Raw genomic sequence first — 23,185 nt, 5'->3', positions numbered from 1 at the left:
TATTCTCAGAGTTCAGCCGCCAGCTGCTCAAGCAACTGCGTGTGTTTGTCCTGGTTTACTTCGCCGCCCAGTACCTTTTCGGCACCGCTCAACGCCAGTACAGCTACATCTTTACGCAATTGCTCGCGAGCCTGATTAACCTCTTGGTCAATCTCAGAATGGGCTTTGGCAATCAGACGCTCACCTTCGGCGCGCGCTGCATCTTTAGCCTCTTCCACAATCTGATTAGCCCGGCGATTGGCCTGATCAATAATTTCGGCCGCCTTCTCTTTAGATTCTTTGAGATTGGCGGTCGCCTTTTCCTGCGCCAGTTCCAGATCACGCTCTGCCCGATCCGCGGCACTTAGGCCTTCGGCAATCTTCTGCTTACGCTCATCCAGCGCCCGTGAAATCGGGGGCCAAACGAACTTCATGCAGAAGAACACAAACAGGGCAAACCAAATGGCCTGGCCAATTAGTGTCGCATTAATATTCATGCCAACACCTCAATCCGCGTTGCTTTAGATTTCCCTAAATCGGGGCTTAAACGTTAAAGCGCGATTTACTGGAAAATCAGCAGGAACGCGATAGCGATACAGATAATTGGCACAGCATCCAGCAGACCAGCAATGATGAACATGCGGGTTTGCAGCATCGGAGCCAGCTCCGGTTGACGAGCCACAGACTCAAGGAAACGACCACCCATCATGCCGAAGCCCAAACCTGCGCCGATGGCCGCCAGGCCAGCTACGATAGCAGCAGCAAGAAATTGAATGCCTTCCATCTTTACACTCCCGTTAAGTGCTTGGTTGGTTTAATTAAAAACCGGTTTAAAAAAACTGTTACTTACTTAAATCAGTGCTCTTCGACCGCCATGCTCAAATACACGATGGTCAGAACCATGAAGATAAATGCCTGCAGGGTGATTACCAAAATATGGAACACCGCCCAAGGCCAGGCACCGATGAATTGCCAGGTGCCCATCATCGCTGCCAGCAGAATAAATACAAACTCACCCGCGTACATATTACCGAACAGTCGCAGGCCCAGAGATACCGGCTTGGCCAGTAGAGCAATGGTTTCCAGCAACAGGTTAATCGGGATCAGAAGCGCCTTGACCACCGGGTTGCCGGATTCAAAAGGATGCAACGCTAGAGTACCCACAAAACCGCCCACACCCTTAGTCTTAATGGTGAGGAAGATAATCAGGAACATCACGCTGAAGGACATACCCAAGGTAATGTTCGGGTCGGTGCTGGGAACAATCTTGAAATAGGCTTCGTGTGCACTCCAACCGAAGAAGGTCACCATCACCCATTCAAATGTCTTCGGAATGAAATCCACCGGGATCAGATCCATCAGGTTCATCAAGAACACCCAACAGAAGATCACCAACGACAGCGGCGCAATCAACTTGCTCTTGCCGTGGAAAGAGTCACGCACCTGTGTATCGATAAACTCAATGATGATTTCCACAAAATTAAGGAAACCAGAAGGCACACCGGCAGTCGCTTTACGCGCGCCCAACCAGAACAACAGGCACATGATAATGCCAAGACCGCCAGACCAAGCTAAGGAGTCAACGTGAAAGGCTGCAAAACCCATATCTTTGGCTTCGGTGCCGTTACACGCCATGGTCCAGGTTGCCTGGCTCAGAGTCTCCGCATGACCGTGACATTCACGGACATAGCCTTCCGGCAGTTTGCCATAGGTCAGATTGCCCAGATGGTGCTTGATATACTCGCCGGCGGAGTTCGCTGCCATGTCAAACCTCTATAGAGAGCCGATGCCTACAGGCTAGTCATTGTGCCTGTCTTGCCCTGCTGTTTGCCCGTCGAGGCGTGCTACCTGAATCCAACCCACCACCTGGGCTAGCAAGAAGCCTAACAGCAGAACCATTGCAATTTTCATTTCCCGCGCTTCAGGGACCTTGGAGAATGTTAGCCAGAACAGCAATAGCATAATTGCGATCTTGCCCATCTCGGCCCGCATTGCTGCGGTAGCCATACGCTTTGGCGCACGGTTGCCTGGGTGCATCCATATCTGGAAGCCACCCCAAGCATAAGCGATCAGGCTGATAGTGCCGCCCCAGACAGCCACTAGACCGGCGAACACGCCAGCCAACCCGGTTACCAGCAACCCAAATACCACTATCGTGGTCAGTTGAGCGCACATTAAGCCCCAGAACAATGCTCTGTTGGGCTGAAATTCGTTGCTGGTCACCTTGAGCCTCTTGGCTGATGCAAAATGATGCCGCACCAAGCGCTAAGGTCTCGAGCACCCCTGATCTTTAGCGCGGCGAAGTATATGGAGTTGGCACGCAAGTGGCAACCGTAACGGGCGGATTGTTCGGCAAACTTTAGGGTTTGTTGGCGACTTTCTTTCACCTGATCTCCACAAAGCAGGGCTGAACACAGTTCATGAAAAAGCACCGCCTATTGAGATATTTTTGTATACCCCCGCTCAGCCTTCCATCCTGCCTGCAATAGCGCAAATGGGGCGATCGCCAAACCCTGATCTCTGCCATCAAGGTCCGCACGGCTAACGAGATGCTACGGAAACAGCTAGTTGCAAATTATCCCTTCGGACAGCAATACGCAGGCCTGCTATTTGATGTGAGCCAAAATGCCATCCAATTCATCCAAGCTGTTATAGCTGATCACTAGCTTGCCTTTTTTCCCCTGTTGTTGAATTTGCACCGGCGCCCCCAAGCGATCAGACAAGTCGCTGATTAGCGCCTTCACATTAGGGTCTTCTTTAGGGGCCGCCGGTTTCGCAGGTTTGGCTTTTTCAAAATCGCGGACCAGTTCTTCGGTTTGGCGTACTGACAGCCCTTTGGCCACCACGGTGCGGGCAGCCTCAACCTGTTTGTTGCCGGTCAGCGCTAACAGGGCGCGAGCGTGGCCCATTTCCAGGTCGCCGTGCTCCAGCAGCTTCTTAACGTCGGCCTCCAGGCTCATCAACCGTAGCAAGTTGGTCACCATGGCGCGGGATTTACCCACCGCATCGGCCACTTGCTGATGGGTGAGCCCGAACTCTTCTTTCAATCGGCCCAGCGCGATGGCCTCCTCCATTGGGTTGAGATTTTCCCGCTGGATATTTTCAATCAGCGCCATGGCGATGGCGGCTTCGTCGGGCACTTCGCGAATAACCGCTGGAATGGTGTCCAGCTCGGCCATCTGTGCGGCACGCCAGCGGCGCTCACCGGCGATGATTTCGTAGCGCTTATCGCCCAATGGGCGCACCACGATGGGCTGCATCACGCCTTGGGCACGAATCGACTCAGCCAGCTCCTCTAGGGCACCGGGTGACATATCCCGGCGTGGCTGGTAACGGCCACGCTCCATGCACTCCACAGGCAGGTGGCGCAATTCGCCATCACGGGGGCGCAGACTGGGCTCACCGCTCGTTTCGCCCTGATTCTGTAGGCTCACTTCTTCCTGATGCCGCTGGTAGGACTCGTTGCTGCTGAGCAGGGCATCCAGGCCCTTGCTGAGACCGCGTTTACGCTTTGCCGCCATGGTTAATCCTTGATGATACGCATGACGCCAGACGCTCGGCGCCTGACGCTGCGGACACACTCCGCCCGCCAAAAAAAATATTACCGGATGCCGCCATCATGACGCTGCGACAGGCTGGGCCTTGATGGCCTGCTCCCGGCGCAAAATCTCGCCGGCCAACGCCAAATAGCTAACCGCACCGCGGGATTTTGGATCATAGGTAATCACTGGCGCACCATGACTGGGCGCCTCCGCCAACCGCACGTTACGGGGAATAATGGTGCGATACACCTTGTCACCGAAATGGCTAATTAACTGGTTGGACACATCATTGGAGAGGCTGTTGCGTGGGTCATACATGGTGCGCAGTAAACCCCCGATGTGCAGCTTCGGGTTAAGTACCATGCGAATTTTCTCAATGGTGTTCATCAGTGCGGTCAAGCCTTCCAAGGCGTAGTACTCACACTGGATGGGCACTATTACTGAGTCTGCCGCCGTCAGCGCATTGACGGTGAGCATGTTCAGGGACGGCGGGCAATCAATAAGGATGTAATCGTACTGATCACGGACTCGCGCTAAGGCGTTACGCAAACGAAACTCCTTAGCACTCATGTCCAACAACTGAACCTCAGCCGCGGTCAAATCACCATTGGCGGCGATCAGATCAAACCCAGAATCTTCCGGGGTGTCCGTCACCGCCTGCTCGATAGCCACGTCATCGCACAGCACATCATAAATAGTGTAATCGGTATCAAACTTATCTACGCCTGACCCGGTGGTGGCATTGCCCTGTGGATCAATGTCCACGAGCATCACCTTCTTGCGGGTGGCCGCCAGCGACGCCGCCAGATTCACACTGCTGGTGGTCTTGCCCACGCCGCCTTTCTGATTGGCTACGGCAAATACGGTGGTCACTGCGTTCTCCTTGATTTTACGCCTGACGCTTGAGACAGGGTGCCTGACGGCCCCCGTTCACTATCAAGCTTTATTCACTACCACCAAGGTGCGAGGCTCATCCAAGCCCGGCACTGTCAGGGTGTGATGGCGCCCTTGCCACTGCGCCGGCAGGGTGGCCAGCTCTTCTTCTGTGCTGGCCGCTTTCATTGCCAATAGGCGGGTATTATCGGTCATTATGGGCGTCATCAACGCCAGCATATCCGACAAGGAAGCAAAAGCGCGACAAATGATCTGTGATGGGGCTTTACGGTACTGTTCCACGCGACCGTGCACAACCTCCACGTTATCCAACCCTAATTCGCGGCGGGCCTGACGGACAAAACGGGTTTTCTTACCGTTGGAATCCAGCAGCACAAAGACTTGCTGCGGGCGAGCCACCGCCAGAATAACCCCGGGGATACCGGCACCGGTCCCCACATCCAGGGTATCGCCTTCTTCCAGGTAGGCCAATACAGCCAGAGAATCCAACAAATGGCGGGTCACCATTTCCTGTGGGTCGCGGATCGCGGTGAGGTTATAGGCCTGGTTCCATTTAACCAACAGATCCACATACGCGAGTAACAAGCGCTGCTGATCGTCGCTCAAGGAAAGGCCAAGGGCATCAATTCCCTGGGTCAGAGTGCTGGAAAGACTCATGCTTGTTGGGCGGCCTTCTTTTGATGGTGATGTTTTTTCAGGTAAATCATCAGTAAGGAAATAGCCGCCGGGGTGACGCCGGGAATGCGGCCCGCCTGGCCCAAGGTCTGCGGACGAATCTCGCTGAGCTTTTGCTTCACCTCATTGGATAGGCCTTTTACCTGGCCATAATCAAATTCCACCGGCAGGGCGGTGGTTTCTGCGGCCCGCAGTTTTTCGATTTCGTCTGCCTGACGATCAATATAGCCTGCGTACTTGGCAAGAATTTCCATCTGCTCAATGACTGCACTATCCGGGCGGTCCGCCAGCGCCACCGCTTCCGCTAAATTGGCGTAGGTCAGCTCAGGGCGCTTGAGCAGGTCGAGCAAATTGTATTCATGAGTCAACGGCTTTTCGATTAACGCATTCACCGCCTCGGCTTCTGGCGTTTTTGGCCGCACCCAGGTGGTTTTAAGACGCTGCTCTTCGCTGGCCATGCCGTCACGTTTGGCGTTGAAGGCCGCCCAACGTTCGTCACCCACCAATCCCAGCTCACGGCCCTTCTCTGTGAGGCGCAGATCCGCGTTGTCTTCACGCAGCAACAACCGGTATTCGGCGCGGCTAGTGAACATGCGGTAGGGCTCTTGAGTCCCCATGGTAATCAGGTCATCCACCAGTACGCCTATATAGGCTTCATCGCGGCGGGGGGTCCAGGCGTCTTTACCCTGACTCAGCCGGGCCGCGTTCAGGCCCGCCAGCAATCCCTGGGCGCCCGCTTCTTCGTAACCGGTCGTGCCATTGATCTGGCCGGCAAAGAATAGCCCCGGCATATGCTGAGTTTCCAGGCTGTGCTTGAGGTCCTGGGGATTAAAATAATCGTATTCGATGGCATAACCAGGGCGGGTGATATGGGCGTTTTCAAAGCCGCGGATGGAGCGCACCGCCTGCAGCTGCACATCAAACGGCAGGCTGGTGGAAATGCCGTTAGGATATAACTCGTGGGTATTGAGCCCTTCCGGTTCCACGAAAATCTGATGGCTGTCTTTGTCCGGATAGCGGTTTACCTTGTCTTCGATGGACGGACAATAACGCGGCCCCACCCCATCGATAACTCCGGTGAACATGGGGCTGCGATCAAAACCACTGCGGATAATGTCGTGGGTCTGCGCATTGGTATGGGTGATGTAGCAGCACACTTGCTGCGGATGCTCCTCCACCTTACCCAAGTAGCTCATCACTGGCAGCGGGTTATCCCCCCACTGCTCTTCCATCACCGAAAAATCCACGCTCTTGCCGTCAATCCGCGGCGGCGTACCCGTTTTTAGACGATCAACCCGAAACGGCAGTTCACGTAAACGGCATGCCAGTGCATTAGACGGCTGGTCACCGGCGCGCCCGCCCTGATGGTTATCCAGGCCAATATGGATCACACCGCCCAGGAAGGTGCCAGCGGTGAGTACCACCGCGTCGGCCATGAAACGCAGGCCCATGTTAGTGACCACACCCACACAGCGACCGTTTTCCACCACCAGGTCGTCCACCGCTTGCTGAAACAGGGTCAGGTTGGGCTGGTTTTCCAGGGTGCCGCGGATGGCGGCCTTATAGAGTTCCCGATCGGCTTGGGCACGAGTGGCGCGCACTGCTGGGCCTTTACGGGCATTGAGGACGCGAAACTGGATACCGCCTTTATCAGTGGCACGGCCCATGGCCCCGCCCAAAGCATCAATTTCACGGACTAGATGACTCTTGCCGATGCCGCCGATGGCTGGGTTACAGCTCATCTGACCCAGGGTTTCAATGTTGTGAGTAAGCAACAGCGTGGAAACGCCCATACGTGCGGATGCCAGTGCCGCTTCGGTTCCGGCATGGCCGCCGCCAATCACAATCACGCCAAATCGCTGGGAAAAATCCATGCTGCACTTACCTTGCAGGGCTGGCCTGCTGCTCAAAATATAGTCAACCGGGCGCGCTAGTATAGAGAGTACGCTTCACGCTGCAAGCCTCTCGCAATAGGCAGGAACCGAAAACCCTCGCCGCCAAGCCGATTACCGTAATCTTGCCGGTGCAAGCCGCAACTCAACCACCGCTCCTGCCACGCATAAAGTAGCTGAAGGCGCGCCCCCCAACACCGTGAAGGTGCCTGGGTGGCGAAAAGAGTTTTGAGCTTGGCCTGAATCGCACCGCCGGTTCCGTGTAAGCTATTGTACTCTATAACTCTGTTCTCACTTAACTAGGAACGCATTTGGAATCATTGAATATCTTTCTGCTGATCGGCACCGGTCTGATGTTCACCGGCCTGCTACTGGGTTCTCTGAGCGCTCGCTTCGGGGTGCCGTCCCTGCTCATCTTTCTAGTGGTGGGCATGGTGGCCGGGGAAGACGGCCTAGGCGGCATCGAGTTTGATGATTTCTCCACCGCTTATGTGATTGGCAATATCGCGTTGGCGGTGATTCTGCTCGATGGCGGCCTACGCACTCGATTAAGCACCTTCAAATTGGGCCTACGCCCCGCCCTTAGCCTGGCTACTTTAGGGGTGGCCATCTCTGCCGCCCTGGTGGGCGCTTTTACTACTTGGTTAATCGGGGTGGACTGGCGGGTGGGTCTGCTGCTGGGCGGTATTATCGGCTCCACCGATGCGGCGGCCGTTTTCAGTGTTATCAAAGGCGCTGGCGTCACCCTGAATGAACGTGTGGCAAGTACCCTGGAGATCGAATCCGGTCTCAACGACCCCATGGCCATCTTTATTACCCTGATGCTGGTAGGCATGTTGGTGGACCCGGATGCCCAGTGGGGCGCGGGGATGCTGGTCACTCTGATCCAACAGTTTGGTTTGGGCATCCTGCTGGGCTTGTTGCTGGGGGCCGTGATCAGCGAAGTGTTGCTGCGGGTGCGTAGCAACGAAGGGCTACATGCTTTACTGCTGTGCAGCGGTGGCGCCATGGTGTTTGCCATTACCAATTTGGTAGGCGGCTCCGGTTTTCTGGCGGTATACCTGACCGGCTTGGTAGCCGGTAATCGCCGGGGCGGCACCGGTGACAATGTGCTCAAAGCCATGGACTCCATGGCCTGGCTGGCCCAGTCCGGCATGTTTCTGATCTTGGGTCTGCTGGTGACGCCGTCGCGACTCATCGAAAACCTTCCCTATGCCCTCGCCGTGGCAGCCTTTTTGATGTTGCTAGCCCGCCCGCTATCCGTATGGATTAGCCTGCTACCCTTCCGTTTTACTTGGCGCGAAGAAACCTTTATTGCCTGGACCGGGTTACGTGGTGCCGTGCCCATTGTACTGGCCGTTTTCCCGCTACTGGCCGGCGTGGAACAAACCTATCTGCTATTTGATATTACCCTCGTGGTGGTGCTGATTTCTCTGCTTGGGCAAGGCGCAAGCCTGCGTTTTGTCGCCCGCAAACTGAAAGTCTCGGTGCCGCGCACCACCGAGCCGAAACAAACCGTGGCCCTGGCCGCCCCTCGAGATCGCTACTTGATGCAGTTTGAAGTGGAAGACGGCGCCAAGGCCGTAGGCAAGAACTTGGGGGAACTGGGGGAAAACGATCGCACTCCGTTGATTTTGTATCGCAACACGCGGGTGCTCAGCCTCAGTGATGATCCCAAAATTGAACCCGGCGACCTGATTGCTTGGCTCGCACCACTATCACACAAATCCGGCCTGTCCGACCTATGCCATAAATTAAGCAGTGATGAGAAACGTTATTACGGCGACTTCAGCGTGCTGGGCAAAACCCCGGTAGCGCAATTGATTGCGGTGTATGGGGTACAAGCCCCTCCACCACTCTGGCAAGGACTGACCGTGGCCGAGATCTTCACCAAACAAGTGGGAAAACAAACCGTAGTGGGTGATACGGTGCGTGTCAGCGGCCTGCGGCTAAGAGCAAGATCTGTTGAAAACGGCACGGTCGTCATGGCCGGGCTGAAACTTCCCGGATAAGGCCGGCGCAAAGCACATGCAAAGTATGCTGTTATTGAGCCAATGTGCCGGCCTCCAAGCATAAAGCGCTGGGAAGAAGTTCGGGTAGAAGACCACTATAATGACATTGTCGCTTACCGATTTTTCCCCAGCATTGTGTTTACACCCATTCACCCTAACGCCAACCGTGCGGCGCCTTGGCAGTCAATGCCTTCATCCTTGAATTGCCCAACAATGCCTGCCCTGTTGCGCTGTCCGTTCCTGACAGTTAATCCGTTTTCTTAGGGTGATTGCTATGCCAACCTACAAGGCTCCCGTGCGCGATATGCGCTTTTTGATGAACGAAGTGTTCGATTTTGAGCGTCACTACAAGGCTCAGCCCAATGGTGAAGAAGCCACCCCCGATATGGTAGAAGCCATTATCGGTGAAATGGCCAAATTATGTGAAAACACTATTGCGCCCCTTTACCAGAGCGGTGACGAGGAAGGCTGTAAACTGGAAGATGGCGTGGTGACCACCCCGAAGGGTTTCAAAGAAGCCTACGACGAATTCATCGCTGGCGGCTGGCAAGGTCTGAGCCACCCGGTAGAAGTGGGCGGCCAAGGCCTGCCCATGTCTCTGGGCCTGATTAAACAGGAAATGATGGCCACGGCTAACTGGTCCTTTTCCATGTACCCGGGGCTATCTCTGGGTGCCATGAACACTATCCAGATGCACGGTTCCGAAGAACAGAAACAGGATTACCTGGTACCGCTCACCGAAGGCACCTGGGGCGGCACCATGTGCCTAACTGAACCTCAGTGCGGCACCGACCTGGGCCAGGTAAAAACCAAAGCCGACCCGCAGCAAGACGGTTCTTACAAAATCTCCGGTACCAAGATTTTCATTTCCTCCGGTGATCATGACCTAACCGAAAACATTATCCACATCGTGTTGGCCCGCCTACCCGATGCACCGAAAGGTACTAAGGGAATTTCCCTGTTCATCGTACCCAAGTACTTGCCCGGCAAAATCGGTGAACACAACGGCGTAAGCTGTGGTTCCCTGGAAAAGAAAATGGGCATCAAGGCATCCGCCACCTGCGTGATTAATTTTGATGAAGCCACCGGCTTTTTGATCGGCCCGGAACACGGCGGCCTGGAGTGCATGTTCACCTTCATGAACAGCGCCCGTATCGGTACGGCAATGCAAGGTGTGGCCCATGCAGAACGGTCTTATCAAGGGGCACTACCTTACGCCAAAGAGCGCAAGTCCATGCGCGCACTGTCCGGCAAGAAAGAGCCCGATGCCATCGCTGACAGCTTGATTCATCACGGCGACGTACGCCGCATGCTACTCAAGCAAAAGGCTATTGCCGAAGGCGGCCGCGCGATGATTTATTACGCTGCCCAGTACGCAGACAACATGATCGCTGGCATGCTCGAAGACGACATGGAAAAATACGACCACTGGGATAGCGAGCTGGGTTTCCTTACGCCGATCCTGAAAGGCTTCCTCACTGAAAAAGGCCTGGAAGCGGCCAACGAAGGCATGCAAGTTTTCGGTGGCCACGGTTACATTAAAGAACACGGTATGGAACAGATCGCTCGCGATGCGCGCATCTCAACTCTGTACGAAGGCACCACCGGTATCCAGGCGCTGGACTTACTTGGCCGCAAGGTACTGCTGTCTTCCCGCGGCAAGTGTGTGCGTGAATTCTCCAAAAAACTGGTGGATTTCGGCACCAAGAACCTACGTGATCCCAAGCTGCGTCCGTTCGCCTGGAAGCTGCTGAAAATTGCTGCCGAGTGGAACTACCTAACCACACGCATCATGCTGGTGGCCGCAAAGGATCGCGATATGGTGGCCACTGCCAGCTACGACTTCTTGATGTACAGCGGTTACGCCATGATGGCTTACTTCTGGGCGCTGCAAGCCGGTGTTGCCACTGACAAGCTGGAAAATGGCGGCAAAGAGCCGGCAGAATTCTACAAAGCCAAATTGGCTACCGCAGAATTTTATTTCGACCGCATGCTGCCCAGCGCCAAGGGCCATGCCGAAGCGGCTCTCAAGCCCACCAAAAGCACCATGCAGTTGAGCGCTGAGCACTTCTCGTTCGATTACGAATAACACCTTGCGTTCAATAATAAGGCGGCCACTTGGCCGCCTTATTATTTTTTATCTATCCGCACCCCAACCAGGCCTGGTTATCCAGGCACCCTCCTTTTATTCATCCCCCATATAGGGTATCCACTCAGTAGCTGCCAACTGCTACATTAGCAACGGTTTGATCGGGGGTTTTACGTTATAAATAATGATCGGGGGAAGGTCATGACCATCTTGAAACCATTGCGGCTCGCTGTTGTGGCTAGCCTTCTGGTCGGCTGCGCCGCACCTCATCAACAACTCGCTCAAACCAACGCTGCTCAGAACGCCTTGTATGCCGAGGTTGTTGATCCTCTGGACCACTGGCCCACACAAACACAATTTGATATCAGCATCCTTGAGTCGGATTTCTTCACTCACTACCAGCAGGACTACGCCAACGGTGAAGTGTATGACGATTTCCCCAGTCTGACTGAATGCGCCTTGCCGCAGGAACGGGCTTTAGAGATTGCCAGACTCAGCCCCGAGATGATTAATCCACCCAGTAAAAGCGCTACGATTGAAAGCCTTTCCACTGTTGGCTATGAACAGATTAGCATTCGCTCAACTCCAGCCGGATGTCATGCGTTAAGCGCCGTTGAGATGCACACCATCCCGAACATGGTGGTGGAACTGAAACAATTGCCCGATGCCTTCCGGCACCCGGTTTATATTCATGCGGTTTACACCAACCACATCAAGAATCGAATCAATATCAATGGCTCATGGAGAAAAAGCGACCTGGGTAAATCTCGCATTACCGTAAAACGCTACCGTCGCGATAGTGGCCTAAACGATTTCCCTGTTATTAAAACCACTTGGCAAAAAACCGATCGGCTCAAGAAAGGCGATATCGATACCTCCCGGTTTATCGATAAACCCATGTATGTCGCTCACTATGTTGCCTCAACTACCCAAGCCCCGTACCAAGGCATTACTCTGATACGGCAGACTGTTGTCAATAAAACCGGCAATAGCATCAGAATGCGGTGGCAAGAAGAGGACCGCTTCATGAACCGCACCTGGACGCATAACGGTACCGTTCTTACCCAGAGAGATGGTGTTCAGCATGGTGTTTTTATTGTTCCCAGCCATACCGGTGAACAAAGTGTGTACTGTAAAGACATGGGCCAGTCGGTGGATTATTTCAGAATTGAAAATACCTACGATTGCGTTAGCGCCACCGAAAGCAGCTTCGGCGAAGAAGGGGTGTATATGGATCCCTTGTTGAAAATTCGCAATGGCTTTCCCTCTCCAGCCGCCACCATAGCTAAGCCCACAGCGCCGAGCCAACCGGCAAGTACCTTTCCTGCAGCAAACACACCCGCCAGTGTGGTTTCCTCTACTACATCGGAGTGCGCTAAAGCCTACGCTGCCAAAGAAGCCTGTGGCCGTATTCCAGGTGACCCCTTTGGCATCGCAACCAAACTATGCATCAGTACTACCAAGAAAAAATTCGGCGGACTCAACTGTCCGATACCGCTTTAACCTTCCCTGCCCCTTTATTTGACCAATGGCCAACTGGCCGTTGGTCAATCCTCTTCGTTAATCCCCTCGGCATATTCGGTCCCGGCCACCGATTATCTCATATAGGTGATGCGACCACCGCGTGCCGAATCGTACTCTAGTTAGAGTGCAGCATTATTCCATTCAGCCTCGCGGTACATCATCAAACACTGCTTTCTCTGTTTTGTGTTAGCTCAACTGTTTCTGGTTTCGCCCACCCTGGCTGAATGGGACAACTACCCGGCATTTTACTGTGGTGGAAGACGTTTTTTTTCAGCACAAAAAAGCGGCCCCCTTACGGAGGCCGCCTCTTAAAGACTTACCTTGAATCTATCGAGAATTAGGTGTTCTCGAACTGACCCATGGTGTTGTCTTTACCGCCAGCTTTCAGTGCAGCTTCGCCGGAGAAGTACTCTTTATGGTCATCACCGATATTAGAACCGGCCATGTCCTGGTGCTTCACAGTAGCGATGCCCTGACGGATTTCTTTACGCTGAACGCCTGCAACATAAGCCAACATGCCTTCGTCACCGAAGTAGCCTTTAGCCAGGTTATCGGTAGACAGAGCAACAGTGTGGTAAGTCGGCAGAGTAATCAGGTGGTGGAAGATACCTGCTTCACGGGACGCATCACGCTGGAAGTTCTTGGTCCACTCGTCAGCCAGCTGAGCAAGCTCAGTGCTGTCGTAATCAGCGCTCATCAGACGATCGCGATCGTAAGCGGACACGTCTTTACCTTCTTTCTCCCAAGCATCAAATACCTGCTGACGGAAGTTCAGGGTCCAGTTGAAGGACGGGCTGTTGTTGTAAACCAGCTTGGCGTCCGGCACCACTTCGCGGATGCGGTTAACCATTTCTGCAATCTGGCCAACGTGAGGCTTCTCAGTCTCAATCCACAACAGGTCAGCGCCGTTCTGCAGGCTGGTGATACAGTCCAGAACAACACGGTCGATACCGGAGCCGGCTTTAAACTGGAACAGGCCAGAAGCCAAACGCTTCGGCTTAAGCAGCTTGCCGTTAGACTTGATCACAACGTCGCCGTTGTTGATGTCCTCAGCAGACTCAATCACCTCACCGTCCAAGAAGGCGTTGTACTGGTCACCCAAGTCGCCCGGCTCGTTGGTTACTGCGATTTGCTTGGTCAGGCCAGCACCCAGGGAGTCAGTACGGGCAACGATTACACCATCGTCCACACCCAGCTCCAGGAACGCGTAACGTACAGCGTTGATCTTGGCCAGGAAGTCAGCGTGAGGAACGGTTACTTTACCGTCTTGGTGGCCACACTGCTTCTCGTCAGACACCTGGTTTTCGATCTGGATACAGCAAGCACCGGCTTCGATCAGTTGCTTGGCCATCAGGTAGGTGGCTTCCGGGTTACCGAAACCAGCATCGATGTCGGCAATGATCGGAACAACGTGAGTTTCGAAGTTGTCGATCTGATCGATGATTTCTTTCTGCTTGGCTTCGTCGCCAGCTTCTTTGGCATCGTCCAGCGCACGGAACAGGTGATTCAGTTCCCAAGCGTCAGCCTGCTTCAAGAAGGTGTACAGTTCACGGATCAGGTCAGCGACGACAGTCTTCTCGTGCATGGATTGGTCAGGCAGCGGACCAAACTCAGAACGCAGTGCAGCAACCATCCAGCCAGACAAGTACAGGTAACGACCTTTAGTGCTACCGAAGTGCTTTTTGATGGAGATCATTTTTTGCTGACCAACAAAACCGTGCCAGCAACCCAGGGACTGGGTGTACTTGGAAGTGTCAGCGTCATAGGCCGCCATGTCTTCACGCATGATCTTGGCGTTGTACTTGGCGATGTCCAGATGCGTGTTGAAACGGTTTTGCAGACGCATGCGAACCGCAGATTCCGGGTTGATATCTTTCCAGGTGCTTTGCGCACCAACCACGGAGCCGAGTGCTTCGATGTCTTTGGTGTATGACATGGTGAACCTCTGAATATGAAATTAGTTTATCGATGCCGGAGAGTGAAAACCCTGTTCATGACATTCCATGCCGATCTACCGATGTCGCGCATTCTAGTGCCCCACAACACATAAACATAATCAATATGATCTATATTCGGTATTCACAGCATGAATGCCTTGATAATGCTGTCTTTTCAACGCTAGTGACTGGCCTTTTACCTAAGACTTAAGCACTAGTAGAATCTGGCCATCATCCCCTCCCACCAAGACAGCTTAGCGCAACGCCCACTCTTTGCGTGCCCACACACAGGCACACAGAGAATGACCCGCCCTCCTCTTTGTTACTATGATTTACTCTTGCGCAGCTGGCATGGAGAGTGCATAACCTGTTAAAGGTAGACAGCGTGTGTCTAGGGAGAAAATTATTACCAAGGAGAATATATGAAAGCGCTTAGCCCAGTGGATCAACTGTTCCTGTGGCTGGAAAAACGACAGCAACCCATGCACGTAGGCGGTTTGCAGCTGTTTTCCTTCCCGGAAGGTGCCGGCCCCAAGTATGTGAGTGAGCTGGCCCAGCAAATGCGGGATTACTGCCACCCGGTGGCGCCATTCAACCAGCGCCTGACCCGTCGACTCGGCCAGTATTACTGGACTAGAGACAAACAGTTCGATATCGACCACCACTTCCGCCACGAAGCACTCCCCAAACCCGGTCGCATTCGCGAACTGCTTTCTTTGGTCTCCGCCGAACATTCCAACCTGCTGGACCGGGAGCGCCCCATGTGGGAAGCCCATTTGATCGAAGGGATCCGCGGTCGCCAGTTCGCTCTCTATTATAAGATCCACCATTCGGTGATGGATGGCATATCCGCCATGCGTATCGCCTCCAAAACGCTTTCCACTGACCCCAGTGAACGTGAAATGGCTCCGGCTTGGGCGTTCAACACCAAAAAACGCTCCCGCTCACTGCCCAGCAACCCGGTTGACATGGCCTCCAGCATGGCGCGCCTAACCGCGAGCATAAGCAAACAAGCTGCCACAGTGCCCGGTCTCGCGCGGGAGGTTTACAAAGTAACCCAAAAAGCCAAAAAAGATGAAAACTATGTGTCTATTTTTCAGGCTCCCGACACGATTCTGAATAATACCATCACCGGTTCACGCCGCTTTGCCGCCCAGAGCTTTCCATTACCGCGCCTGAAAGTTATCGCCAAGGCCTATAACTGCACCATTAACACCGTGGTGCTCTCCATGTGTGGCCACGCTCTGCGCGAATACTTGATTAGCCAACACGCGCTGCCCGATGAGCCACTGATTGCCATGGTGCCCATGAGCCTGCGGCAGGACGACAGCACTGGCGGCAACCAGATCGGTATGATCTTGGCTAACCTGGGCACCCACATCTGTGATCCAGCTAATCGCCTGCGCGTCATCCACGATTCCGTCGAGGAAGCCAAATCCCGCTTCTCGCAGATGAGCCCGGAAGAAATTCTCAATTTCACCGCCCTCACCATGGCTCCCACCGGCTTGAACTTACTGACCGGCCTAGCGCCAAAATGGCGGGCCTTCAACGTGGTGATTTCCAACATACCCGGGCCGAAAGAGCCGCTGTACTGGAATGGTGCACAGCTGCAAGGAGTGTATCCAGTATCCATTGCCTTGGATCGCATCGCCCTAAATATCACCCTCACCAGTTATGTAGACCAGATGGAATTTGGGCTTATCGCCTGCCGCCGTACTCTACCTTCCATGCAGCGACTACTGGATTACCTGGAACAGTCCATCCGCGAATTGGAAATCGGTGCAGGAATTAAATAGTCACACCAGGCTGTTGATTCCTGACCGGTCCGACGTTTGGCATCCGGCGAACAATTATGGCAACTGAACTAAACCGCATCAGGCGAGGCGGTCTCAACTGCTGGCAGTTACACCATCGCGGCCAGACGCTGGTAATCGCCGAACAAGGTGCCCAAGTGCTCGAATACCGGCGCGATGGCGAGCCACCTATTCTGTGGCTCAGTGAACAGGCGGCCTACGAAGTTGACCAAGGCGTGCGCGGCGGCGTGCCGATCTGCTGGCCTTGGTTCGGCGCACTGGAGCGCAACCCTGACAGTGTTCAGCGGCAATATCAGCTCCACGAGCCGCCCGCCCACGGCCTGGTTCGCCAGCAACCCTGGCGGCTCGACGAAGAGCACATGGACAAAGAACAAGTGCAACTGATTTTCCAACTGGCAGAGCATGGCGACCACCAGCATTTTCCCCCGGTCACGCCCACACTCACTGTCACCCTCAGCAACACCCTAACGTTAAGCCTGAGCAACCATAATCACGGCAACCGTTCGGTCACTCTCAGCCAAGCCCTGCACACCTATCTGGCCGTGGCCGACAGCCGGCAGATTACCGTGCACGGGCTCGCCCATACTCCCTACGTGGATGCACTGGACGACTGGCAGACACGCCAAGACGATCAGCCACTGCAATTGCATCAGGAAACCGACCGACTTTACCTGCAACTGCCTTCGCAGCTACACGTGGAAGATCCCCTCTGGCAACGACAAATTCAGCTGACTTGTCGAGGCAGCCACTCCGCCGTTATCTGGAATCCGTGGATCAAAAAAAGTCAGTTGCTCAGTCAATTTGCCCCCGACGCATGGCAGCGAATGCTGTGCATCGAAACCGCTCGAGTATTGGATGATGTGCTCACTTTGGCTCCAGGGGAGTCCCACGAAATGGCCGTTGAGATTAGAGACAATGGTTCATTCCAGCCTTAAAAACAGGCAAAAAAAAGGGGTGGTGCAATCAAAAAAAGGGGAGTAGAGTCAGAAGTGGCTGCGAATTATGGCCGTGGATTGTTTTGGTAGTTGTCTTCCCTGCGTGAAGCTGAAGTTGTCTCCGAACACCGCTCAACATGGTTTGCAAGCAACACCCTAAGTAATAGTTTTTGAGGTATATATTCACATGGCTACAGGTACTGTGAAGTGGTTTAACGAGTCCAAGGGTTTTGGCTTCATTTCCCAGGACGATGGTGGTGCGGACGTGTTCGTTCATTTCAGTGCAATTACCGGCTCAGGCTTCAAAACCCTGGCTGAGGGTCAGAAGGTTTCCTTCGAGATCCAGCAGGGCCCAAAAGGTCCACAGGCTGCTAACGTTGTTGCTGAATAAGCAACCACGTTAGTAGAAAAAACCCGCTTCGGCGGGTTTTTTTTTATGTCTGGTGAAACGTTGAAAGTGTAACGTTTAAAAACGCGCAACAAGTGCTCGCGTGTTGAAAGACCATGCCCGCGTACTCTGATTCATCACCGGCACACCATCACCAACCCTCCCGCGTTTGAACTTTACACTCTGCACGATTAACTCAGCGCTCAGGGCTGATAACATGGTTGGTCTAGGAGATTTTTTCGCTGACGCCAGTCGGGCATACGGGCGTCCATCAGGGCGTGAAAACCGGGGCCGTGGTTCATGTGTATGAGATGGCAAAGTTCATGCATGACCACATAATCCAGCGCCTTGGGAGGATAGTGCAGCAGCGCCAAGTTAAGATTTATGTAGCCGCGGGCAGACAGAGACCCCCAACGGGTACGCATGCTTTTCACCCGTAATACCGGGCGTGAGAATCCTTCAGCAGCAAACCAGTCGAACTGGCGCTCAATACTGTCTTCGAAAGCCGCTCGCGCCTGTTTGCGTAACCAGTTTTGCACCGCCGTTTTCACACTGCTTTCCTGATCCGAATCGCTCACTCGTACGGTGAGATAGCCGCCACTGACGAAAACCCGGGTAGCCCCTTCGCTCACATCCAGGCTGAGAGTTTTCCCCCGCAGGACAAACGCAGCACCGTCGTGCCAACGCTGTCGGGGCCGCTGTGCTTGCCGTTCTTGCTGCGCGGCAATCCATTGACTACGGCTTGCCACAAAAGCCTGCACCATCCGTAGAGGTGTCTGTTGAGGCGCGCGCACTTGAACACGCCCATCTTCCAGAACACGAAGCTCCAGGCTGCGGCGCTTGCTGCGGATCAGTTCGTAATCAGTCATTACAAAGGCAGGCTAAAAAGTTAACCGTTAAAGAAAATGCCGCGAGCGCAGATTTTTTTCTGGCTCGCCGTGGCTGCGAAATCGTTGTGGGGGACACACAGGTAATAACATTCTCGACTGGCAAAATATCATCCGTGTTTTAATTTTGCACTTTCAACGGCTTTTGCGCATTTCCTGATCCAGTTGTTGGCTGACCGCATCCGCCGGTGTGGCATAGGGTGCCAGCCATTGATACAGCACCGGGATAATGAACAAGGTCAGCACGGTGGCAAACAATAACCCCCCGAGTATCACTACGCCGATGGTAAAACGACTTTCCGCACCAGCGCCGGTGGCCAGCACCAACGGCACAGCACCGAAGATAGTGGAGACCCCTGTCATCAATACTGGCCGAAAACGCACGATAGCACCTTCGTAGATAGCGTCTTTAACGCTGCGCCCCTGATCACGAAGCTGGTTGGCGAATTCCACAATTAGGATGCCATTTTTCGCCATCAGCCCGAGTAACATGATCATGCCAATCTGACTGTAAATGTTCAGGCTGTCACCGGTAATACTGATCGCAATTACCGCACCTGCTAACGCCAGTGGCACCGTGAGCATGATAATTAACGGATGAATCCAACTTTCAAACTGGGCGGCCAGCACTAAAAACACGATCACCAACGCCAATGCAAAAGTCACCAAAATCGCTGACGCCGATTCCTTCAGTTCCTCGGCCATACCCTTGTAGCCAATACGCGCTTGCAGCGGTAACCGCTCCTTCGCTTTCGCTTCCACATAGCGCATGGCGGTGGCGAGGTCATAGCCATCGGCCAGATTGGCAGACAAAGTGATAGCCGGTAACCGGTCCACCCTGCGCAGCTCTGGTGCATCACCAGTGGTCGTCAGATTTACCACACTGGAGAATGGTACCAACCCACCATTGTCACTGCGCAGATAGATCGGCAGCACGTCCTCGGGAACTTCACTGGCGCTCTTTTCCGCTTCCAGTAGCACATCGTATTCCCTCCCCCGGTCCACATAGGTGGATACGGTGAGGGTGGCAAACATGGCCTGCAGGGTAGTGCCCACATCGGTGGCTGTGATCCCCAAATCTGCCGCCCGTTCACGATTCAAATTCACATCCAGCTGCGGCTGGGTCTGCTCAAAATCAGTATCGATGCTGATCAAGTTGGGGTTTTCGCGCAGGGCCGCCATCAGAGTCTCGCTCCAAGCCAGCACCTGCTCATAGTCCGGCCCGGCCACCACCACTTCCAAAGCCTGGTCGAAGGCACTTTGCCCCAACCCCGGCGGATTGACGGCAAAGGCACGCAAGCCGGTGACTTGGGACAGTTGGCCGCGTAACTCGCTAACAATTTCCTGCTGAGTGCGTTCACGCTCTTGCCAATCTTTTAGCCGCACAATGGTAAACGCCCGCTCCGGCACACCACGAAAACCGATAATTGCCAGCACCCGCTCTGCCTCCCCCTTTTCCACCAGAGGGATCAGAATTTTTTCCAGTGCCCGAGTATGGTGCGCACCGTATTCCACGGTGGAGCCCTGCGGTGAGGTAGCAGGAATAATAAACACGCCGCGATCTTCCGTAGGCGCCAGCGCTTGGGGGAGCTGCCGAAATAATAACGCTGCCACCAAACACAGCAGCACACACCCTAGCGCCAACGGCCAAGGGCTTTTCAACGTTCGTTGCAGAGCATTGGCGTAGGCTTGGTTTAACCGGGTAAGCCCGCGTTGAAGAACGTTGCTCTGGCCCTGCCTTTCTTTATGACTGTGGCGGTGCAGCCAGCGTGAACACAACATCGGAGCCAAGCTCAGCGCCACGATGCTGGAAATAATCACCGCCGAGGCCAGTGTAAAACCAAACTCACTAAACAGCCGGCCCACATCGCCTCCCATAAAGGAGATGGGCACAAACACCGCTACTAATGTCAGCGTCGTGGCCACCACAGCAAACGCAACCTGACGGGCACCGAGATACGCTGCCACCAGCCGTGACTCACCTTCGTCGATACGACGCTGAATGTTTTCCAGCATCACAATGGCATCGTCCACCACCAGGCCAATGGCCAGTATCAACGCCAGCAAAGTCAGTACGTTGATGGAAAAATCCATCACCCCGAACCCGATAAAGGCACCAATCACAGACACTGGAATAGTCACCGCCGGAATCAAGGTAGCCCGCAGGTTACCCAGGAAGGCAAAAATCACCGCTATCACCAGTACCACGGAAATGCCCAGGGTAATCAGCACTTCACGAATAGAGGCCCGAATAAACAAGGACTCATCAGAATTGATGTCTAGCTGGATATCCGCCGGCAGGTTGTCACGCACGGCCACAATTTCTTCGCGCACCCGGTCTGATACTGCTACCGTGTTGGCTTTAGACTGACGCACCACACCTAGCCCAATAGCCGTTTGGCCATTAGCACGGAGCACCGAATCATCGTTTTCCACGCCCAGCGCCACCCGCGCCACATCCCCTAAGCGCAACAAATAATCCCCCTGACGGCTAACCACCAGGTTTTCAAAAGCCTGCACCGTGGCCAGACGATTATCTGCGCGAATGGTAAAAGCCCGGGATTCCGATTCCAGCTTACCCGCCGGCAGCTCCACATTATTGTTACGCAGAGCCTGCTCGATATCGGTGACGGTAACCTGATTGGCCGCCATACTCTGGCGATCCAGCCACACCCGCATGGCATAACGGCGCTCACCGCCGATAATCACTTCCGACACACCATCGAGCATCGCAAAGCGGTCCACCAATGATCGTTCAGCAAAGTCCGTGAGTTCCTGGGGAGCTAGGCTACTGCTGGTCAACGTAACCCAGATAATGGGCCGAGCATCTGCATCGGCCTTGGCGATAACCGGGGATTCAGCTTCTTCAGGTAAACGGTTTAGCACCCGAGACACCGCATCACGCACGTCATTGGCGGCGATATCCACATCCCGCTCAAGGGTAAATTCTACCGTTGTGCGGGCGGAACCCAGCCGACTACGCGACTCAATCTTACGCACCCCTTCCACTCCGGAAATCGCGCCTTCAATAACCTGAATAATCTGGGTATCGATGACTTCCGGCGCGGCACCAGCGTAATCCACACTGACCGACACTTCCGGCGGGTCGATATCCGGATATTCCCGGATTGGCAATTTTAGCAAGGCGCTAACGCCAAACACCACGATCAGCAGGCTGATAACGGTGGCAAAGACCGGTCGTTTAATAGAAACATCCGACAGGATCATGCCGCCGCCTCATTAACAGCCGAATCATTCGGTTGCGGCTCCCCAAAGGGAGCATCGTCTGCTGGCTCCGAGTTCAGCAACACCCGCTGGCCGGGCAGCAATGCCTCCGGATCATCAATCACCTTTACCGGCTGACCGCTGCCGAGCCGGGAGTGGCCATTGACGACTACGTCCGGTTTATCCGTTAGGCCACTGGTGACTTCCACCCAGCCATCACGGCGCCCGCCCAAGGTAACCGGATGACGCCGCGCCCGGTTATCCTTGCTCACGGTGAACACATAGCTCTGCGCGCCCTGGGTGATAACTGCCTGCTCCGGCACCAGCAAGGCATCGCGTTGCGCTAATTGCACAGACACTCGCAAAAACTGCCCAGGCAATAACTGGCCCTGAGGATTATTCAATCGCGCACGCACAGTGAGGCTACGGCTGCTACTGTTCACTCGCGAATCCAGATGGGTAATGCTCCCTTCAAAGGTCTGATTTTCAAACGCTGAATTGCGGATCTGCACCGGCAAACCAACAGCCAACTTAGCCAAGTAGCGTTCTGGTATCTGGAAATCCACTTCCAAATGCCCCACATTATCCAGCGTCGTGATCGGATCACCGGTCTGCAGATAAGCGCCAGGGTCCACCTGTCGAAGACCCAACACGCCGGCAAATGGGGCGCGGATGGTATGGTCACTGAAATTGGCGCGGGCGACATCCCGGCTGGCTTGAGCGGCTTCCAAAGTAGTGCGGAACGTATCTACCTCGGACTGGGAAATGGCGCGCCGATCCACCAATTGCTGGCCACGACGGTAGTCGTCCTTGGCACGCTGGTGCTCCGCTTCAGCGCGAGCGAGTTCAGCGCGGGCGTTGCGGTCATCCAAGGTCACCAGCAATTGCCCGCGCGTGACTTGCTGACCCTGCTGGAAGTGGATTTCCGCTACCCGCCCTGGTACTTCTGCCAACAGCACAACGGCCTGAGCAGCACGAGCGGTGCCCACAGCTTCTACCCGGTCATAGAGAGGACACTCGATACTCGGCGCTAAGTTCACCGCCGTCGGCGGGCGCGAGCCCATGGGCGCCTGTTCCGTGGGCCAAAACCACCACACAGCAACCCCCACCAGTACTAACAGCACCAGCCCCGCGATAATCCGCGCCATGCCACTCTCCATTATTTTCATTCAAACCTAGACTGATTGAAGCACATCAGTGTAGCGTTAAATTATGCAAGCAATGTGTAGCACGCCTTAAAGGACCGCTGAAAACCCCTTGCATGCTGCGTCTTTCAGGCTGGGGGACAATCTGCACCCACACGAGGCAAAGAAAGCACGATTTTCAAGATGTTCCCTACGAAGGAGCTAAATACGACCATGCATCCATCCATAGAAAACGACGCTTTACGAT

The 23,185-nt window shown here is 54.5% G+C and carries 18 protein-coding genes; 6 read left to right on the top strand and 12 right to left on the bottom strand.

Annotation, left to right across the window (positions count from 1 at the left end; all coding sequences use genetic code 11):
• Nucleotides 1-5: 5 nt before the first annotated feature.
• From Y017_RS06500 to mnmG, 8 genes are all read right to left on the bottom strand, one after another.
• Nucleotides 6-476 (bottom strand): F0F1 ATP synthase subunit B, encoded by a 471-nt coding sequence (locus Y017_RS06500; protein WP_011590001.1) that lies wholly within the window; start codon nt 474-476, stop codon nt 6-8.
• Between the two features lie 65 nt (nt 477-541).
• Entirely contained in the window at nt 542-763 is a 222-nt protein-coding gene (gene atpE, locus Y017_RS06495; RefSeq protein WP_007151035.1) for a F0F1 ATP synthase subunit C, read from the bottom strand.
• A 71-nt stretch (nt 764-834) separates the two neighbouring features.
• Nucleotides 835-1,743: a F0F1 ATP synthase subunit A gene (gene atpB / locus Y017_RS06490; RefSeq protein ID WP_011590002.1), complete on the bottom strand. Its 909-nt coding sequence runs from the start codon at nt 1,741-1,743 to the stop codon at nt 835-837.
• A gap of 33 nt (nt 1,744-1,776) precedes the next feature.
• A complete protein-coding gene (locus tag Y017_RS06485) occupies nt 1,777-2,202 on the bottom strand; it encodes an ATP synthase subunit I (RefSeq protein ID WP_231483423.1) in 426 nt (141 codons plus the stop codon).
• Nucleotides 2,203-2,585: 383 nt separating this feature from the next.
• Nucleotides 2,586-3,500, bottom strand: coding sequence for a ParB/RepB/Spo0J family partition protein (locus Y017_RS06480; protein ID WP_035459736.1), 915 nt, complete (start codon nt 3,498-3,500; stop codon nt 2,586-2,588).
• A 96-nt stretch (nt 3,501-3,596) separates the two neighbouring features.
• Complete coding sequence (locus Y017_RS06475; RefSeq protein WP_011590005.1) at nt 3,597-4,394, bottom strand: ParA family protein; 798 nt, start codon at nt 4,392-4,394, stop codon at nt 3,597-3,599.
• 63 nt (nt 4,395-4,457) lie between these two features.
• Nucleotides 4,458-5,072, bottom strand: coding sequence for a 16S rRNA (guanine(527)-N(7))-methyltransferase RsmG (gene rsmG / locus Y017_RS06470; protein WP_035459733.1), 615 nt, complete (start codon nt 5,070-5,072; stop codon nt 4,458-4,460).
• Nucleotides 5,069-6,964 carry a tRNA uridine-5-carboxymethylaminomethyl(34) synthesis enzyme MnmG gene (gene mnmG, locus Y017_RS06465; protein ID WP_011590007.1) on the bottom strand — a complete coding sequence of 632 codons (1,896 nt, stop codon included), beginning with the start codon at nt 6,962-6,964 and terminating at the stop codon, nt 5,069-5,071. The genes rsmG and mnmG overlap by 4 nt, the downstream gene beginning before the upstream one ends.
• Nucleotides 6,965-7,293: 329 nt before the next feature.
• On the opposite strand from mnmG, the gene Y017_RS06460 reads away from it, so the two are divergent.
• The 3 genes from Y017_RS06460 (at nt 7,294) to Y017_RS06450 (ending at nt 12,586) form a co-directional block, all read left to right on the top strand.
• Complete coding sequence (locus Y017_RS06460) at nt 7,294-8,994, top strand: potassium/proton antiporter (protein WP_035459729.1); 1,701 nt, start codon at nt 7,294-7,296, stop codon at nt 8,992-8,994.
• Nucleotides 8,995-9,268: 274 nt separating this feature from the next.
• Nucleotides 9,269-11,083: an acyl-CoA dehydrogenase C-terminal domain-containing protein gene (locus tag Y017_RS06455; RefSeq protein WP_011590009.1), complete on the top strand. Its 1,815-nt coding sequence runs from the start codon at nt 9,269-9,271 to the stop codon at nt 11,081-11,083.
• Nucleotides 11,084-11,284: 201 nt separating this feature from the next.
• On the top strand, nt 11,285-12,586 hold the full coding sequence (locus Y017_RS06450) for a hypothetical protein (RefSeq protein ID WP_035459726.1): 1,302 nt from the start codon (nt 11,285-11,287) through the stop codon (nt 12,584-12,586).
• A gap of 358 nt (nt 12,587-12,944) precedes the next feature.
• Here Y017_RS06450 and Y017_RS06445 read toward each other — a convergent pair whose 3' ends face one another.
• Complete coding sequence (locus Y017_RS06445) at nt 12,945-14,543, bottom strand: isocitrate lyase (RefSeq protein ID WP_035459723.1); 1,599 nt, start codon at nt 14,541-14,543, stop codon at nt 12,945-12,947.
• A gap of 423 nt (nt 14,544-14,966) precedes the next feature.
• On the opposite strand from Y017_RS06445, the gene Y017_RS06440 reads away from it, so the two are divergent.
• The 3 genes from Y017_RS06440 (at nt 14,967) to Y017_RS06430 (ending at nt 17,684) form a co-directional block, all read left to right on the top strand.
• The gene (locus Y017_RS06440; RefSeq protein ID WP_011590012.1) at nt 14,967-16,340 is read left to right on the top strand and encodes a wax ester/triacylglycerol synthase family O-acyltransferase; all 1,374 of its coding nucleotides are present in this window, start codon (nt 14,967-14,969) and stop codon (nt 16,338-16,340) included.
• Between the two features lie 56 nt (nt 16,341-16,396).
• Entirely contained in the window at nt 16,397-17,293 is an 897-nt protein-coding gene (locus Y017_RS06435; RefSeq protein WP_011590013.1) for a D-hexose-6-phosphate mutarotase, read from the top strand.
• Between the two features lie 187 nt (nt 17,294-17,480).
• Nucleotides 17,481-17,684 (top strand): cold-shock protein, encoded by a 204-nt coding sequence (locus Y017_RS06430; protein ID WP_011590014.1) that lies wholly within the window; start codon nt 17,481-17,483, stop codon nt 17,682-17,684.
• A 200-nt stretch (nt 17,685-17,884) separates the two neighbouring features.
• Here the strand turns inward: Y017_RS06430 and Y017_RS06425 are convergent, their stop codons facing one another.
• From Y017_RS06425 to Y017_RS06415, 3 genes are all read right to left on the bottom strand, one after another.
• Nucleotides 17,885-18,550: a M48 family metallopeptidase gene (locus tag Y017_RS06425; protein ID WP_011590015.1), complete on the bottom strand. Its 666-nt coding sequence runs from the start codon at nt 18,548-18,550 to the stop codon at nt 17,885-17,887.
• A gap of 153 nt (nt 18,551-18,703) precedes the next feature.
• Complete coding sequence (locus Y017_RS06420) at nt 18,704-21,796, bottom strand: efflux RND transporter permease subunit (RefSeq protein WP_035459720.1); 3,093 nt, start codon at nt 21,794-21,796, stop codon at nt 18,704-18,706.
• On the bottom strand, nt 21,793-22,941 hold the full coding sequence (locus tag Y017_RS06415; RefSeq protein ID WP_035459719.1) for an efflux RND transporter periplasmic adaptor subunit: 1,149 nt from the start codon (nt 22,939-22,941) through the stop codon (nt 21,793-21,795). Before Y017_RS06415 ends, Y017_RS06420 begins: the two co-directional genes overlap by 4 nt.
• Between the last annotated feature and the right edge of the window lie 244 nt (nt 22,942-23,185).

It is taken from the genome of Alcanivorax sp. 97CO-5 (assembly GCF_000524665.1).
Classification (GTDB): domain Bacteria; phylum Pseudomonadota; class Gammaproteobacteria; order Pseudomonadales; family Alcanivoracaceae; genus Alcanivorax; species Alcanivorax borkumensis.
Note: the sequence above shows the minus strand (reverse complement) of the source record. Positions and strands in the feature narration are given on the sequence as shown.

What these genes read in the sequence shown, in the direction of transcription:
- Y017_RS06500 (WP_011590001.1), bottom strand. Translation starts at nt 476, where the DNA reads ATGAATATTAATGCGACACTAATTGGCCAGGCCATTTGGTTTGCCCTG.
- atpE (WP_007151035.1), bottom strand. Translation starts at nt 763, where the DNA reads ATGGAAGGCATTCAATTTCTTGCTGCTGCTATCGTAGCTGGCCTGGCG.
- atpB (WP_011590002.1), bottom strand. Translation starts at nt 1,743, where the DNA reads ATGGCAGCGAACTCCGCCGGCGAGTATATCAAGCACCATCTGGGCAAT.
- Y017_RS06480 (WP_035459736.1), bottom strand. Translation starts at nt 3,500, where the DNA reads ATGGCGGCAAAGCGTAAACGCGGTCTCAGCAAGGGCCTGGATGCCCTG.
- rsmG (WP_035459733.1), bottom strand. Translation starts at nt 5,072, where the DNA reads ATGAGTCTTTCCAGCACTCTGACCCAGGGAATTGATGCCCTTGGCCTT.
- mnmG (WP_011590007.1), bottom strand. Translation starts at nt 6,964, where the DNA reads ATGGATTTTTCCCAGCGATTTGGCGTGATTGTGATTGGCGGCGGCCAT.
- Y017_RS06455 (WP_011590009.1), top strand. Translation starts at nt 9,269, where the DNA reads ATGCCAACCTACAAGGCTCCCGTGCGCGATATGCGCTTTTTGATGAAC.
- Y017_RS06450 (WP_035459726.1), top strand. Translation starts at nt 11,285, where the DNA reads ATGACCATCTTGAAACCATTGCGGCTCGCTGTTGTGGCTAGCCTTCTG.
- Y017_RS06445 (WP_035459723.1), bottom strand. Translation starts at nt 14,543, where the DNA reads ATGTCATACACCAAAGACATCGAAGCACTCGGCTCCGTGGTTGGTGCG.
- Y017_RS06440 (WP_011590012.1), top strand. Translation starts at nt 14,967, where the DNA reads ATGAAAGCGCTTAGCCCAGTGGATCAACTGTTCCTGTGGCTGGAAAAA.
- Y017_RS06435 (WP_011590013.1), top strand. Translation starts at nt 16,397, where the DNA reads ATGGCAACTGAACTAAACCGCATCAGGCGAGGCGGTCTCAACTGCTGG.
- Y017_RS06430 (WP_011590014.1), top strand. Translation starts at nt 17,481, where the DNA reads ATGGCTACAGGTACTGTGAAGTGGTTTAACGAGTCCAAGGGTTTTGGC.
- Y017_RS06425 (WP_011590015.1), bottom strand. Translation starts at nt 18,550, where the DNA reads ATGACTGATTACGAACTGATCCGCAGCAAGCGCCGCAGCCTGGAGCTT.
- Y017_RS06420 (WP_035459720.1), bottom strand. Translation starts at nt 21,796, where the DNA reads ATGATCCTGTCGGATGTTTCTATTAAACGACCGGTCTTTGCCACCGTT.
- Y017_RS06415 (WP_035459719.1), bottom strand. Translation starts at nt 22,941, where the DNA reads ATGGCGCGGATTATCGCGGGGCTGGTGCTGTTAGTACTGGTGGGGGTT.